12 protein-coding genes are annotated in these 12282 nt (G+C 74.7%); 5 read left to right on the top strand and 7 right to left on the bottom strand.

Annotation, left to right across the window (positions count from 1 at the left end):
- Positions 1 to 3 precede the first annotated feature (3 nt).
- A complete protein-coding gene (locus J2S46_RS23405) occupies positions 4 to 771 on the bottom strand; it encodes a glucose 1-dehydrogenase (protein WP_191290651.1) in 768 nt (255 codons plus the stop codon).
- A gap of 83 nt (positions 772 to 854) precedes the next feature.
- On the opposite strand from J2S46_RS23405, the gene J2S46_RS23400 reads away from it, so the two are divergent.
- Positions 855 to 1472: a TetR/AcrR family transcriptional regulator gene (locus J2S46_RS23400; protein WP_191290650.1), complete on the top strand. Its 618-nt coding sequence runs from the start codon at positions 855 to 857 to the stop codon at positions 1470 to 1472.
- A 16-nt stretch (positions 1473 to 1488) separates the two neighbouring features.
- Here the strand turns inward: J2S46_RS23400 and thpR are convergent, their stop codons facing one another.
- Complete coding sequence (gene thpR / locus J2S46_RS23395; RefSeq protein WP_191290649.1) at positions 1489 to 2109, bottom strand: RNA 2',3'-cyclic phosphodiesterase; 621 nt, start codon at positions 2107 to 2109, stop codon at positions 1489 to 1491.
- A gap of 44 nt (positions 2110 to 2153) precedes the next feature.
- Here thpR and J2S46_RS23390 point away from each other — a divergent pair, with 44 nt between their 5' ends.
- Positions 2154 to 2669 carry a GNAT family N-acetyltransferase gene (locus tag J2S46_RS23390; protein ID WP_191290648.1) on the top strand — a complete coding sequence of 172 codons (516 nt, stop codon included), beginning with the start codon at positions 2154 to 2156 and terminating at the stop codon, positions 2667 to 2669.
- Positions 2670 to 2784: 115 nt separating this feature from the next.
- On the opposite strand, the gene J2S46_RS23385 is transcribed toward J2S46_RS23390, so the two are convergent.
- Together J2S46_RS23385 and J2S46_RS23380 are read right to left on the bottom strand one after the other, a co-directional pair.
- On the bottom strand, positions 2785 to 4308 hold the full coding sequence (locus J2S46_RS23385; protein WP_229912816.1) for an MFS transporter: 1524 nt from the start codon (positions 4306 to 4308) through the stop codon (positions 2785 to 2787).
- A gap of 212 nt (positions 4309 to 4520) precedes the next feature.
- Positions 4521 to 4955, bottom strand: a complete 435-nt coding sequence (locus J2S46_RS23380; RefSeq protein WP_191290647.1) for a MarR family winged helix-turn-helix transcriptional regulator — start codon at positions 4953 to 4955, stop codon at positions 4521 to 4523.
- 394 nt (positions 4956 to 5349) lie between these two features.
- On the opposite strand from J2S46_RS23380, the gene J2S46_RS23375 reads away from it, so the two are divergent.
- Positions 5350 to 5748, top strand: a complete 399-nt coding sequence (locus J2S46_RS23375; RefSeq protein ID WP_229912815.1) for a VOC family protein — start codon at positions 5350 to 5352, stop codon at positions 5746 to 5748.
- A gap of 441 nt (positions 5749 to 6189) precedes the next feature.
- Entirely contained in the window at positions 6190 to 7002 is an 813-nt protein-coding gene (locus J2S46_RS23370; protein WP_191290646.1) for an MHYT domain-containing protein, read from the top strand.
- Positions 7003 to 7135: 133 nt separating this feature from the next.
- Here J2S46_RS23370 and J2S46_RS23365 read toward each other — a convergent pair whose 3' ends face one another.
- Together J2S46_RS23365 and J2S46_RS23360 are read right to left on the bottom strand one after the other, a co-directional pair.
- Positions 7136 to 8848 (bottom strand): hydrogenase maturation protein, encoded by a 1713-nt coding sequence (locus tag J2S46_RS23365; RefSeq protein WP_191290645.1) that lies wholly within the window; start codon positions 8846 to 8848, stop codon positions 7136 to 7138.
- A 346-nt stretch (positions 8849 to 9194) separates the two neighbouring features.
- Positions 9195 to 10118 carry a DUF4231 domain-containing protein gene (locus J2S46_RS23360; RefSeq protein ID WP_191290644.1) on the bottom strand — a complete coding sequence of 308 codons (924 nt, stop codon included), beginning with the start codon at positions 10116 to 10118 and terminating at the stop codon, positions 9195 to 9197.
- Between the two features lie 264 nt (positions 10119 to 10382).
- Here J2S46_RS23360 and J2S46_RS23355 point away from each other — a divergent pair, with 264 nt between their 5' ends.
- Complete coding sequence (locus J2S46_RS23355) at positions 10383 to 11147, top strand: CDP-alcohol phosphatidyltransferase family protein (protein WP_191290643.1); 765 nt, start codon at positions 10383 to 10385, stop codon at positions 11145 to 11147.
- Between the two features lie 106 nt (positions 11148 to 11253).
- On the opposite strand, the gene sigJ is transcribed toward J2S46_RS23355, so the two are convergent.
- On the bottom strand, positions 11254 to 12138 hold the full coding sequence (sigJ, locus tag J2S46_RS23350; RefSeq protein ID WP_191290642.1) for an RNA polymerase sigma factor SigJ: 885 nt from the start codon (positions 12136 to 12138) through the stop codon (positions 11254 to 11256).
- Positions 12139 to 12282: the final 144 nt, after the last annotated feature.

Here is a 12282-nt window from a genome sequence, read left to right as displayed (position 1 = left end):
CGCTCAGACGCCGAGTGCCGAGCCGCCGGACGCCTCCAGGTCCTGCCCGGTGACCCAGCGCGCGTCGTCGGACGCCAGGAAGCCCACCACGTCGGCGATGTCCGCGGCCTCGCCGACCCGCCCCAGCGCGGCGTAGCCGGCGGCCCGGGCGTGCTCGGCCGGGTCGGCCAGCCAGGGGTTGATGTCGGTGGCGACGATGCCCGGCGAGACCGAGTTGACGGTGATCCCGCGCGGCCCGAGGTCCTGGGCCAGGGTCCGGGTCAGGATGTCGAGCGCGCCCTTGGTCATCGCGTAGGCGGTGATGGACGGGAAGGCGATCCGGGTGGCGCCGGAGGAGATGTTGATGATGCGGCCGCCGTCGCGCAGCCGGTCCAGGCCCTGCCGGATCAGGAAGAACGGGGCTTTGACGTTGACCGCGAACACCCGGTCGTAGTCGGCCTCGGTGACCTCGTGGATCCGCCCGTGGGCGTTGATCCCGGCGTTGTTGACGAGGATGTCCAGGCCGCGGCCGCCGCCGTGCCGGGCCAGGGCGGCGTCGAAGGCCGTCCAGAGCGCGTCCGCGTCGCCGGGCAGCCCCAGTTCGGCGCCGACGGCGAAGGCCCGGCCGCCCTCGGCCCCGATCCCCTTGACGGTCTGCTCAGCGGCCTCGCGGTTGGTGCCGTAGTGCACGGCGACCAGGGCGCCCTCGCGGGCCAGCCGCTCGGCGATGCCCCGGCCGATGCCCCGGCTGCCGCCCGTGACCAGTGCCGTCCTGCCCGAAAGCGTGCCCATGGCCACGCCCCCCATTTCTGTAGTGGTCGCTAATGAAAGTGACCGTAGCACGCTTCTGTAGCGCCCGATATAGAATCTCGCCCATGGCCACCACCCAGCGCGGACGCCCCCGCTCCTTCGACCGCGACGCCGCCCTGGCCAAGGCCGTCGAGCTGTTCTGGGAGCACGGCTACGAGGCCACCTCCGTGGCCGACCTCACCGCCGCCATGGGCATCAGGCCGCCCAGCCTGTACGCGGCCTTCGGCGACAAGCGGACGCTCTTCCGGGAGGCGGTCGCCTCCTACCGGCAGACCTACGGCTCGCTGCTCCCCCGCGCCCTCGACGAGGGCCCGACCGTCCGGGCCGGCATCGCCCGGATGCTGCGCACCGCCGCCGCCGAGTACACCGACGCCGCCCACCCCTGGGGCTGCCTGCTGATCAGCGCGACGGTCAACTGCACCTCGCCCGAGGTCGAGCAGGACCTGCGGGAGATCCGCAACGCCAACGTCCGCGCCCTGGAGTCCCGCATCCGGGCCGACGTCGCCGCAGGCCACGAACCGCCCGGGAGCGACGCGGCGGCGCTGGCCATGTTCACCGCGACCGTCCTGCAGGGGATGTCCCAGCGCGCCAGGGACGGCGCCGGGCGCGCCGAGCTGGAGCAGGTGGCGGCCACCGCCATGCTCGCCTGGCCCGCGCCCGTACCGGCGCCCGGACGGCCCTGACCGGCGACGGCCCGGCCTAGGCCGGCGGTTCCGAGGCTCCGCCCGCGCCCCGCGCCCAGTGGGCCAACGGCCAGCTGCGCACGCTCTCGTAGTGCGCGGAACCGCCGTCCAGCTCGCTCTTCATCAGGTGCACCTCGGCGGCCTCCCAATCGAGGCCGCGGAACGGCGCCAGCGCCGCTTCGAGCCCCTCCAGCTCCCCCACCGCGTGCCGCCGCACCGCCCGGCGCTGCCCGTGCGCCGACCCGGCCCGGGCCAGCGTCAGGTGCGGGTGGAAGCGGAACGCGTCCCCCTCCCCGAGCAGAGCGGCAGCCGCGCCGGTGACCGCCTCGGCGAGCCGGCGCAGTGCCCAGGTCTCGCCCTCCACGCCCGCCCAGAACACCTTGTCGCCGAACCGGCCGGCGCCGGACAGCCGCAGCCGGTGCGCGCCGTGCCCCTCGACGGCCTCGGCGAGCGCCGCCTCCAGCTCGGGGAGGCGCTCGGCCGGTACCTCGCCCAGGAAGGCCAGCGTGAGGTGCCAGCCCTCGACGCCCGACCAGCGCAGCCGGTCCGCGCCCGGCAGCTCCCGGACCGGCGCGACGGCGTCGACCAGTTCCTGCACCGCTTCCACCGGCGGCAGCACCGCCACGAAGAGCCTCATGAGGCCATCTTCCCTCGCCGGCCGCGGCGGACTAGAAGGGTTTTATGAAGATCCGCACCGGTGGGCCCGAGGACGCGGCCGCCATCATCGACCTGCTCGACTCCGCCATCGCCTGGCTCGCCGCCCGGGGCCGCACCGGCCAGTGGGGCGACCGGCCGTGGTCCGCCCGCCCGGCCGCCGTGCAGCGGATCCACGACTACGCGCGCGACCACCTGGTCCGGATCGCCGAGGACGCCGAGGGCCGGACGGTGGGCGCCTGCGTGCTGGCCGAAGTCCCGCCCGGGTACGCCACGCCGGTCACCGAACCCGAGCTGTACGTCCGCAACCTGGTGACCGACCGGGCCCGCTCCGGCTCCGGCATCGGCGCCGCGCTGATCGCGGACGCCTTGGCGGAGGCCCGCCGGCGGGGCGTCCGCCTGCTCCGGGTGGACTGCTACGCGGGCGACGACCGGCGGCTGGTCGGGCAGTACCGCGCCCTGGGCTTCACCGAGACGGAGGCCTTCGAGGTCGAGCAGCCGGCCGGGCCGTGGCCGGGCCAGATCCTGGAGATCCGGCTCTGACCGGTGGCCGCCGGCGGGCGAGGGCCGCGGGCCGGACGCCACCGACGGCGAAACGCCCCGGCCGCCCGGCCCGGCCCGGGAGCCGGGCGGGGCGGGCGGCCGGGACCGCGGGTCGTCAGCAGGCCGCGGCCAGCTCCGACTTCGCGGGGGCGGCGGCACGCGGCACGAAGGCCACCACCCGGCCGCCGCGCCCGGGATGCAGGTCGACCCGCACCCGCAGGTCGGCGCTGCGGGCCAGCACCAGGCCGACGACCAAGGCCGCCAGCGCCGACACGACGCCGCAGGCGAGCAGCCCCAGCCGGGGGCCGTAGACGTCGGTGACCCAGCCGACCACCGGGGCGCCGATCGGGGTGCCGCCGGTGAAGACCAGCACCAGCAGGCCCATCACCCGGCCCCGCATGGCGGGGTCGGTGGCCAGCTGCAGCATCGAGTTGACCGAGGTGTTGAAGGACAGCCCGAAGATCCCGATCAGGGTCAGCAGCAGCGCGAAGGACCAGTAGCCGGGGGCGAACGCGGCCAGCAGCTCCAGCACGCCGAAGCCGAGCGCGGCCGCGACCAGCCGGCGCAGCCGGGGTGCGCCGCGCCGGGCCGCGAGCAGCGCGCCGGCCAGCGAGCCGACCGCCATCGCGGTGTTCAGCAGCCCGTACTGCCCGGCGCCGACCTTGAAGGTGTCGTACGCGAATCCGGACAGCAGCGTGGGGAAGTTGAACCCGAAGGTGCCGATGAAGCCGGCCAGCACCATCGGCCAGAGCAGCTCCGGGCGTTCCTTGACGTAGCGCAGCCCCTCGCGGAGCTGGCCCTTCTCCCGGGCGATCGGCGCGGTCGGGCGCAGCTCGGAGGTCCGCATCGCCAGCAGTCCGCCGATCACGGCGGCGAAGGACAGCGCGTTGACGGCGAAGGCCCAGCCGCTGCCGACGGCCGCGATCAGCAGGCCGGCCACGGCGGGGCCGACCAGCCGGGCGGTCTGGAAGTTGGCGGCGTTCAGGCTGACCGCGTTGGCGAGGTCCTTCGGGCCGACCATCTCGGAGACGAAGGCCTGCCGGGTCGGGTTGTCGACGACGGTCACCAGACCGAGCAGCAGGGCGAAGGCGTAGACGTAGTACGGCGTCACGACGCCGCCGACGGTCATCGCGGCGAGGCCCGCGGCGAGCAGGCCCATCGCGCCCTGGGTGGCGATCAGCAGCCGGCGCTTGGGCATCCGGTCGGCGAGGACGCCGCCGAACAGGCCCAGCAGGAGCATCGGCAGGAACTGCATGGCGGTGGTGATGCCGACGGCCAGCGGGCTGCCGGTGAGGCTGAGGACCAGCCAGTCCTGGGCGATCCGCTGCATCCAGGTCCCGGTGTTGGAGACGACCTGTCCCAGGAAGAAGTAGCGGTAGTTGCGGATCCGGAGCGAGGAGAACATCCCGCCGGGCCGGGTGAACTGCGCACCCGTGGGGCCGGCGGCCGGACCGACGCGGCCCGGGTCGGACGCGGCGGGGGAAGCCGCCGCGGTGCGTTCCTCGGGGTCGTCGTCGCCGGTGCCGGGCAGGCCCGTGGGGCTGGGCGCCCGGCTCTCGGCGGGGGCAGCGGCTGCCGCCGGGTCGGTGCTCGGGTCGTCGGTACGGATGGCGGCGGCGGCTGCGGCCGGCGGTGTCACTGTGGTCTCCCCTCGGCGCGCAACGTCCGGTCGGGCCGGCGTCGCGCTACTGGTGTGCGTGGTCGGTGCTGCGGTGATGCGGTGCTCCTTCTGCGGTGCGGGCAGGGCGTGGTGCCGCGGTGGGACGTGCTCGTCCCGGGGTCGTGCGGGTGGTGCGGCGTCACGGGTGGTGCGGGCGGTGCGGGCGGGCTGCCCGCCGCGCTCCGCCGTGGTCAGAGGTGCGCGAGCTTGTAGAGGACGGGTGCGGCCTCCCGCAGGACGGCCCACTCCTCCTCGCTCAGCCCCTCGGCCAGTTCGGCGAGCCAGGCGTTGCGGCGGCGCCGGCTCTCGGCCAGGATCGTCTCGGCCTGCTCCGTGCTGCTGACGACCACCTGGCGGCGGTCCTCGGGGTGCGGCTCCCGCCATACCAGGCCCTTCTCCTCCAGCATCGCGACGATCCTGGTCATGGACGGCGGCTGGACGTGCTCGCGCCGGGCCAGCTCGCCGGGTGTGGCCTGTCCGCAGCGGGCGAGGGTGCCGAGCACCCCCATCTCGGTGGGGCTGAGCGACTCCTCGACCCGCTGGTGTCGCAGACGGCGGGCCAGGCGCATGGTGGACGACCGCAGCTGGCTGATCGCCGCGAGGTCCTGCTCGGAGGTTTCGGGCATGTCCTTAGACTATGTCATTACTCTCGCTAAGGAAAATTGGTTACCGCACGTCCCACGCGCCCCCACCGCCACCAGGGCAACGGCCGGCCGGGCCGTGCGGCGTCGGCCCCCGCCCAGGATCCCGCCCCCCCGCCCCCGGCCCCCGGATCCCGCACCGGCCCGGGCCACCCGCCCGCCCGGGGCCGGGGGTCGTCCGGCCCCGCCGGCGGGGGCCCGAGGAGACACGCCGAACCGGAACCGGCAGCTTGGCGGCGCCGAACGGGACGCCGCACGAGATGCTTGAGGAAGACCAGGGGTACTCGACGACCGCAGCACAGGGCATCACCGGCACCACCAGTCCCGTCAGCACCACCGGGCCGGCAGAGACCCGAGCCAGCAGAGAAGGGCCGATCGCATGTCCGACCTCCCGTCCGAGCAGAACGCCGACGGCTTCGCCCGCCTCGCCATGGTCACCATCGACTGCGCCGACCCGGCCGCGCTGGCCGCCTTCTACGGCGGGCTGCTCGGCTGGGAGCCCCGGCACGTCGACGACCGCTTCGCGATCCTGGACAACCCCGAGGGCGGCACCCCGCTGGCCTTCGGCCGGGTCGAGGGGTACGAACCGCCGCCGCCCGGGAACCCGGACGGGAGCAAGCACTTCCACCTCGACTTCTACGTCGACGACCTCACCGACGCCACCGACCGGGCGATCGCCCTCGGTGCCACCGAGCCGGCGTACCAGCACGGCCGCCAGCTGAAGGTGCTGATCGACCCGGCCGGCCACCCCTTCGGGCTCGCACCGCTGGACCGCTGACCGCACCCGCGGCCCGGCCGGCGCGAAGCCTCCGGAGGACCGCTGACCGCACCCGCGGCCCGGCCGGCCCGAAGCCTCCGTAGGACCTCCGCGAGGCCTCCGCACGGCCTCCGCGCACCCACCGGCCCCCGTCCGGACCGGACGGGGGCCCTGCGGAGGCGGCGTCAGAGCTTGGTGCCGACATCTTGATCCTCCCGTGAAGGAACCCTCTGACCAGGCATTTCTCCCGAAACGGGGCCGTTGTGCGACCCCCCGGCAGTGGCTACTGTCGCTCTTGTCAGGGGCACCGCAGCCAGGCTCCCTGCCCGGGCCCGGCCCACTCGCGCGAACCCCGCGCCCCCCTCCACGCTTGACGCACCTGCCGAGCGTCCCCTCACCCGCCGGCCCGGCCGCCCGAGACCTGGCGACCCGCTGCTCCCCATTCCGTCCAGGGAGATCCTCTTGGGTGAGATCCACCATGCCGTCTACGGCTGGGTGACACCGGCCCTCTCGTACTTCACCGCCTGCCTGGGAGCCTTCGTCGCACTGCGCGGCACCCGCTGGGCGCTGCTGTCCGAAGGGCGCACCAAGGCCAACTGGCTGCTGTTCGCGTCGACGTCGCTGGGCGCCGGCATCTGGTCCATGCACTTCATCGCGATGCTGGGGTTCTCCGTCTCCGGCGTCGAGATCCGCTACGACGTGCCGCTCACCGTGCTCAGCCTGATCGTCGCGATCGCGGTGGTGGGGCTCGGCATCTTCGTCGTCGGCTACAGCAGCAACCGGACCGGCTCCCTGCTGGCCGGCGGCGCGGCGACCGGCCTGGGCGTGGCGGCCATGCACTACATGGGCATGGCCGCGGTCGAGGTGCCCGGCCACATCGCCTACCACCAGGCCACCGTGGGCGCCTCCGTGGTGATCGCGGTGCTGGCCGCGACGGCGGCGCTCTGGGCCGCGCTGAACATCAAGGGCACCCTCGCGGTGCTGGCGGCGGCTCCGGTGATGGGTGTCGCGGTCTGCGCGATGCACTACACCGGCATGGCGGCGGTCTCGGTGCACCTCAGCGGCGCCAAGGAGTCCCACGGCGGTGTGCTGGCACTGCAGTTCGTCTTCCCGCTGGCCGTCGGCCTGGGCTGCTACGTGTTCTTCAGCGCGCTGGCCTTCGCGGCTGCGCCGACCAAGCCCGGCACCGCCGGCCGGGTGCGCCCGGCGCAGCCGGTGATCGCAGGTCCGGCCCCGCGGCTGGTGCCGAGGCAGCGGGCGGCCGCCGGCCGCTGAGCGGGCAGGCCGCCGGCCCCGGCGGGGACGTGATGTCCCGTCGGGGCCGGTGGCCTGCCGTCAGGGAGTGGTCGGGCCGGCTCCGGTCCGACTCCGGGTCAGGAACCGGCGCGGGGACGCGAGGCCGGCCAGGTCAGGACTCGCGGGCGAGGAGTTCGGTCAGGTGCTCCGGCGTACGAACCGGGCAGACCTTGTGCACGAAGGCGCGACGCAGCTCGTGGTACGCCTCGCCGCGGCCGTAGAAGTTGCGGTGCATCTCCCGCAGTTCCTCGGCCCGGTACTCGGCGAGCGGCTTGGCCTCCTCGTCCTCGGCCCGCCGGCGCTTCTTCTCCACCAGCCGGCCGGTCAGTTCGGCCGAACCGGCCAGCTCGGTGGCCTCCGCGAGCACCCAGCGGCGGAACCCGGCCGCGTCCCCGCCGGCCGTCCGGTCGACCAGGCCGAGCCGGGCGGCCTCGGCGGCGCCGACCGGCAGCGCGGCCGAGGTGAGCCGGCCGGCCTGCTCGGCGCCGACCCGGCGCGGCAGGGTGTACGTCCAGTACTCGGAGCCGTGCAGACCCATCAGGCGGTAGTGCGGGTTGAGCACCGCCGAGTCGCGGCACCAGACCTCGTCGGCGGCCAGCGCCAGCATCAGTCCGCCCGCCGCCGCGTTGCCGGCCAGCGCCGAGACGGTGATCTTGTCCGTGGTGGTGAGCACCGCCTCGACCAGGTCGTCCATCGCGTTGATGTTGTCCCAGGACTCCAGCGCGGGGAAGGGTGCGGCCTCGATCACGTTGAGGTGGATGCCGTTGGAGAAGAAGTCGCGGGCGGCGCCGAGGACCAGCACCGAGGTCGGCCGCTCGGCCGCCTCCTGGTAGGCGGCCAGCAGCCGGCGGCACTGGTCCGTGCTCATCGCGCCGCCGGCGAAGGAGAATTCGAGGAACCCGGCATCGCCCTGCTCCCGGTAGCGGATCTCCGACCAGGTCTGCCGGCCGGCCGCGTCGGCCGGGCTCACCGGCACCTCGCGGACGGCCGTGAGCAGCCCGCGGAGCACCGTCGTGGCCGGCAGCTTGTAGGTGGCCGGGCCGCCCGGGGTCCGGCGCGGGCGCAGCTGCGGGATCCACACCGCGCCGTCGGTGGTGGCCCGGCAGATCGCGCCGTCCCGGGTGGCGATCACGGCGCCGGGCCTGGAGCCGCGCAGCCGGTCCTCGGGGTGGCCGCCGTGCAGGAAGTACTCCCGGCCGAACATCTCGTCCAGGACGCCGGGCTGCGAGTCCGCGGAGCGCAGCTTGCGCAGCACCGTGGCGGTGTCGTCGGCGGCCCAGTCGATCCGGCGGAACTCCTGGGCGTGGTAGGGCCGCAGGCGCCCCCGGACGTCGGGGCGGTCGTAGTCCAGCGGGTCGGGGGTGAACAGCCCGCCGGCGTGGCGCTGCACCGCCAGCAGGACGGCGTCGACGGCCGCGTCGGCGACCTCGCCGCGGTACAGCTCGCTCTTGCCGCAGCGCTCGACGGCGAGGTCCACGGACGCCCAGATGTCGCCGGCGTCCATCTCCTCGACGGCCTGCAGGACGGTGACGCCCCACTCCTCGGCGTCCTCGTGGATCGCCCAGTCCAGCGAGGACGGGCCCCGGTCGCCCTTGGGGCCGGGGTGCACGATCAGGACGGTCCTGGTCGACCAGACGTCCTGCGGAACGGCCCTGGTGAGCATCGGGCAGACGATCAGGTCGGGGTCGGTCCGGGCGACGGCCGCGCGCACCGCGTCGTCGCCCAGGGCCAGCTCGACGGCCACGGTGTGGCCGCGCTCGCGTAGTTCGGTGTGCACGCGCTGGGTCAGGCTGTTGAACGCGCTGGCGATCAGAAGAATGCGCAAGGTGCCCTCCGGCCAGGTACCTGAGATGCTGTCGCGGTCGCGTGAGGGGCCGGCCGGTGGGTGCGCACGGTGCCCGCCACGGCGGAAGGCCGGTGGCGAGGCCCGTGAACGGCCATGCCCCCCGGCACGGGTCGGGGCACCCCGGTGGTTCCGGGCCCGACCGCCCCGATCCAACCATGGGCATGCACACGCAAGGGTGGCCGGAAGTACACCCTCGCCCGACTCTCACGCACCCTGCACACGGGCACGACCAAACACCCGCGCCGCCTGCCGAATCTCCCCCGTACCGCCACCGGAGGGGGCGGGCCTTCCGCCGCGAGCCGCCCCCCGGGGGGGGCGGCTCGGCTCAGCGCGGGAAGGCCCGCCGGGCCCGCCAGGTGGTGTGCTCCCGGGAGACCGCGTCCTCCGCCTCGGCCGCCAGCGAGGCCCAGTGGGTCTCGGCGTCCGGGCGCTTCAGGTCCAGGTCGGAGAGCTGGTTCCCGACGTTCTCCAGCTCACGGGCGGCCAACTGGTACGCGGAGGCCAGCGGCCGGAGCTGCTTCAGCTGGGTCCAGGCGATCACCGAGGCGGCCGCCGCCGAGCAGGCCCCGAAGATGTGCACCGGCAGCGCGCCCATCGCCTGCGCCACCGCCGCGGCCCCGCCCACGATGATCAGCGCGACGGTGGCCAGCCCCCAGGAGACCGACTGCGACTCGCAGGCGTCCGCCCGTGCCCGGTACCAGGTCCGCTGCCCCTCCACCCGGGCCCGCAGGTACAGGGTGCGACGCTCGGTCAGCCCGGCCGCCCGTACCCGGCGCATCTCCGGGGTGATCTCGGGCACCGTCCCCGGCGGGACAACGGACGGGTCCTCGAAGGCCTTCAGCACGTCGGCGACCTGCAGCAGGTAGCCGCGCTCCACCTCGGCGGAGTCCGCCGGCCCGTCGAACGGCCGGGCCCGCACGGTGTACTTCCACGCCAGCGTCTTGACCGACTCCGCCGCCGCCCGCGCCTCGTACCAACGCCCCTGCGGGTTGTTCTGGCGCAGCCGGAACCAGAAGTAGCCGGCCGCCAGGAACGCCGCGACCGAGAACAGCGGTGTGACGTCCGCGTCCCCGCGGTGGCTGGGCCCCGGCACGGTGCTCACCACCGCCGCGACCACCAGCATCACGATCTGCCCCCGGTACCAGCGCAGTGTCTGCCGCTGCCCCTGCAGCGACGCCTTGTCCGCCGTCCAGAACGGCTCCGGCAGCAGCCGTGCCTCGTCCGTCCCCGGTGGATCCTCTTGGACCATCGCGAAAGCCCCTCCCCGTCTCCCGTCCAGGCAGTATGCCCACCACCAACTGGGCTACACAGAACCTTGGTTGGAGATCGGCCCCGCGGGCCGTGCGGCACCGGTCGGGCGACCCCGCCGGGCCCGCGGCCCCGGGGGCGGCCGGCCCGGCCGCGCACCCGCCCGCCGGCCGTTTGCGCTGACGCCGTACCGTGCGCTTGCGTGTGATCGCACACCCGGCCGAATCAGCCGCACGGGTGCGCCCGAGCCAGCCACGGAGACAGCATGACCAGGGTCCAACTCGAAGAACTGCGCGGGGTCGTCCACCCGCCCGGCAAGCTCGACAGCCGGGCGGAGCACTGGGCCGGCCGCCTCTACATGCGCTCCGTCTCACTGCGGATCACCCGCCTCCTGCTCGACACCCGCTGGTCGCCGAACCAGATCACCGGCGTGATGGTGGTGGCGGGCGTGCTCTCCGGGGCCGCCCTGCTGGTCCCCGGCATCGGCGGGGCGGTGCTGTCCGTGCTGTTCATGCAGCTCTACCTGCTGCTGGACTGCGTGGACGGCGAGGTCGCCAGGTGGCGCAAGCAGTACAGCCCGCTCGGCGTCTACCTGGACCGCCTCGGCGCCTACCTCGCGGACGCCGCCGTGATGATCGGCATGGGCTGCCGGGCCTCCTCGCTGCACCTCGGCCCCTACCTGGTGGCCGGCCTGGCCGCGGCGATCGGCGTGCTGATCCTCAAGGCCTCCTCGGACCTGGTCCACGTGGCCCGGGCCGACAGCGGCCTGGCGAAGGCCACCGACGCCTCGGTGGTCCCGCGCTCCTCCGGTCTGGCCCGGGTCCGCCGGCTCGCCTCGGCCGTCGGGATCCACCGTCTCTGCAACGGGATCGAGTGCACCCTGCTGCTGCTGGTCGCGGCCCTGGCCGATCTCGCGCTCGGCGGCCTCACCGCCACGAGGATCGCGGTCGCCGTCGTCACCGCCGTCGTGTGGGTACTGGTCCCGGCGCACATCGTCTCGATCGTCGCCTCCTCGCGACTCAAGAAGTAACGCCGCACGGGCCTGCGGGCCCGACCACCGTCGGGCCCCGCCGCTGCGGGGCCCGACGGCGTTCCGGCCGCGGCACCCCCGGCGCCGGGGGTGCCGGGGCACCGCCTCAGGCTTCGAGGCCCGCGAGGTCGATCCTGCCGAGCCGGTCCGGGTCCGCGATCACGTCGATGGCGACGATCCGGCCGCCGGTGACGGTGAAGGCCATCACGGACATCGCCCGGCCGGCCGCGGCCACCACCACTCCCGCCGCCCCGTTGACCAGCGCCGGGCGGACGAACGGGGACAGCTTGCGGAAGGTGAGCGCCTGCGAGGCCACCGTCCGCGCACCGTCGAGCCGGACCGTGCGGCGGGCCCGCAGTCCGCCGCCGTCGGACCGCAGCACCACGTCCGGGTCGAGCACCGCGACCAGCGCGTCGAAGTCGCCGTCCCGGGAGGCGGCGAAGAACGCGGCGACCACCTCGCGCTGCCGGGCCCGGTCCGGGTCCGGCGCGGGGGCCTGCCCCTGCACGCGGCGACGGGCCCGGCTCGCCAGCTGCCTGGTCGCGGCGGAGGACTTCTCGATCATCGGGGCGATCTCGTCGAAGGGCACCGCGAACATGTCGTGCAGCACGAAGGCGATCCGCTCGGCCGGTGTCAGCGACTCCAGCACCACCAGCAGCGCCAGCCCGACCGAGTCGGCCAGCAGCACCTCGTGCTCCGGGTCCAGCGCGTCCTCGCGGCGGACGACCGGATCCGGCATCCGCACCTCCAGCGGGTCCTCGCGGCGCTGCGCGCGCCGGCGCAGCCCGCTCAGGCAGATCCGCGCCACCACCGTGGTCAGCCAGCCGCCGAGGTTCTGCACCTCGGTGACGTCCGTCCGGCCGAGCCGCAGCCAGGTCTCCTGGACGGCGTCGTCGGCCTCGCCGAGGGAGCCGAGCATCCGGTAGGCCACGGCCCGTAGATGCGACCGGTGCTCCTCGAACCGCTCGGCCAGCACGTCGCTCTCGTCCACCTGTCGCGTTCCTTCCGCCTGAGGGTCCTTGCAGTAGATCACCGGAAGGACGACCGCGGCCGAAAGTTCGCACAGTTGGGCGGGGCCCCGGGCCCGGACGCGGACGGGCCCCACCGCTGCGCACACGCGGTGGGGCCCGTCCTG

This window comes from Kitasatospora herbaricolor (assembly GCF_030813695.1).
Taxonomy (GTDB): Bacteria; Actinomycetota; Actinomycetes; order Streptomycetales; family Streptomycetaceae; genus Kitasatospora; species Kitasatospora herbaricolor.
Note: the sequence above shows the minus strand (reverse complement) of the source record. Positions and strands in the feature narration are given on the sequence as shown.

Excerpts from the sequence above, each read along its gene's own strand:
- J2S46_RS23405 (WP_191290651.1), bottom strand. The coding sequence starts at position 771 with ATGGGCACGCTTTCGGGCAGGACGGCACTGGTCACGGGCGGCAGCCGG.
- J2S46_RS23400 (WP_191290650.1), top strand. The coding sequence starts at position 855 with ATGGCCACCACCCAGCGCGGACGCCCCCGCTCCTTCGACCGCGACGCC.
- thpR (WP_191290649.1), bottom strand. The coding sequence starts at position 2,109 with ATGAGGCTCTTCGTGGCGGTGCTGCCGCCGGTGGAAGCGGTGCAGGAA.
- J2S46_RS23390 (WP_191290648.1), top strand. The coding sequence starts at position 2,154 with ATGAAGATCCGCACCGGTGGGCCCGAGGACGCGGCCGCCATCATCGAC.
- J2S46_RS23380 (WP_191290647.1), bottom strand. The coding sequence starts at position 4,955 with ATGCCCGAAACCTCCGAGCAGGACCTCGCGGCGATCAGCCAGCTGCGG.
- J2S46_RS23375 (WP_229912815.1), top strand. The coding sequence starts at position 5,350 with ATGTCCGACCTCCCGTCCGAGCAGAACGCCGACGGCTTCGCCCGCCTC.
- J2S46_RS23360 (WP_191290644.1), bottom strand. The coding sequence starts at position 10,118 with ATGGTCCAAGAGGATCCACCGGGGACGGACGAGGCACGGCTGCTGCCG.
- J2S46_RS23355 (WP_191290643.1), top strand. The coding sequence starts at position 10,383 with ATGACCAGGGTCCAACTCGAAGAACTGCGCGGGGTCGTCCACCCGCCC.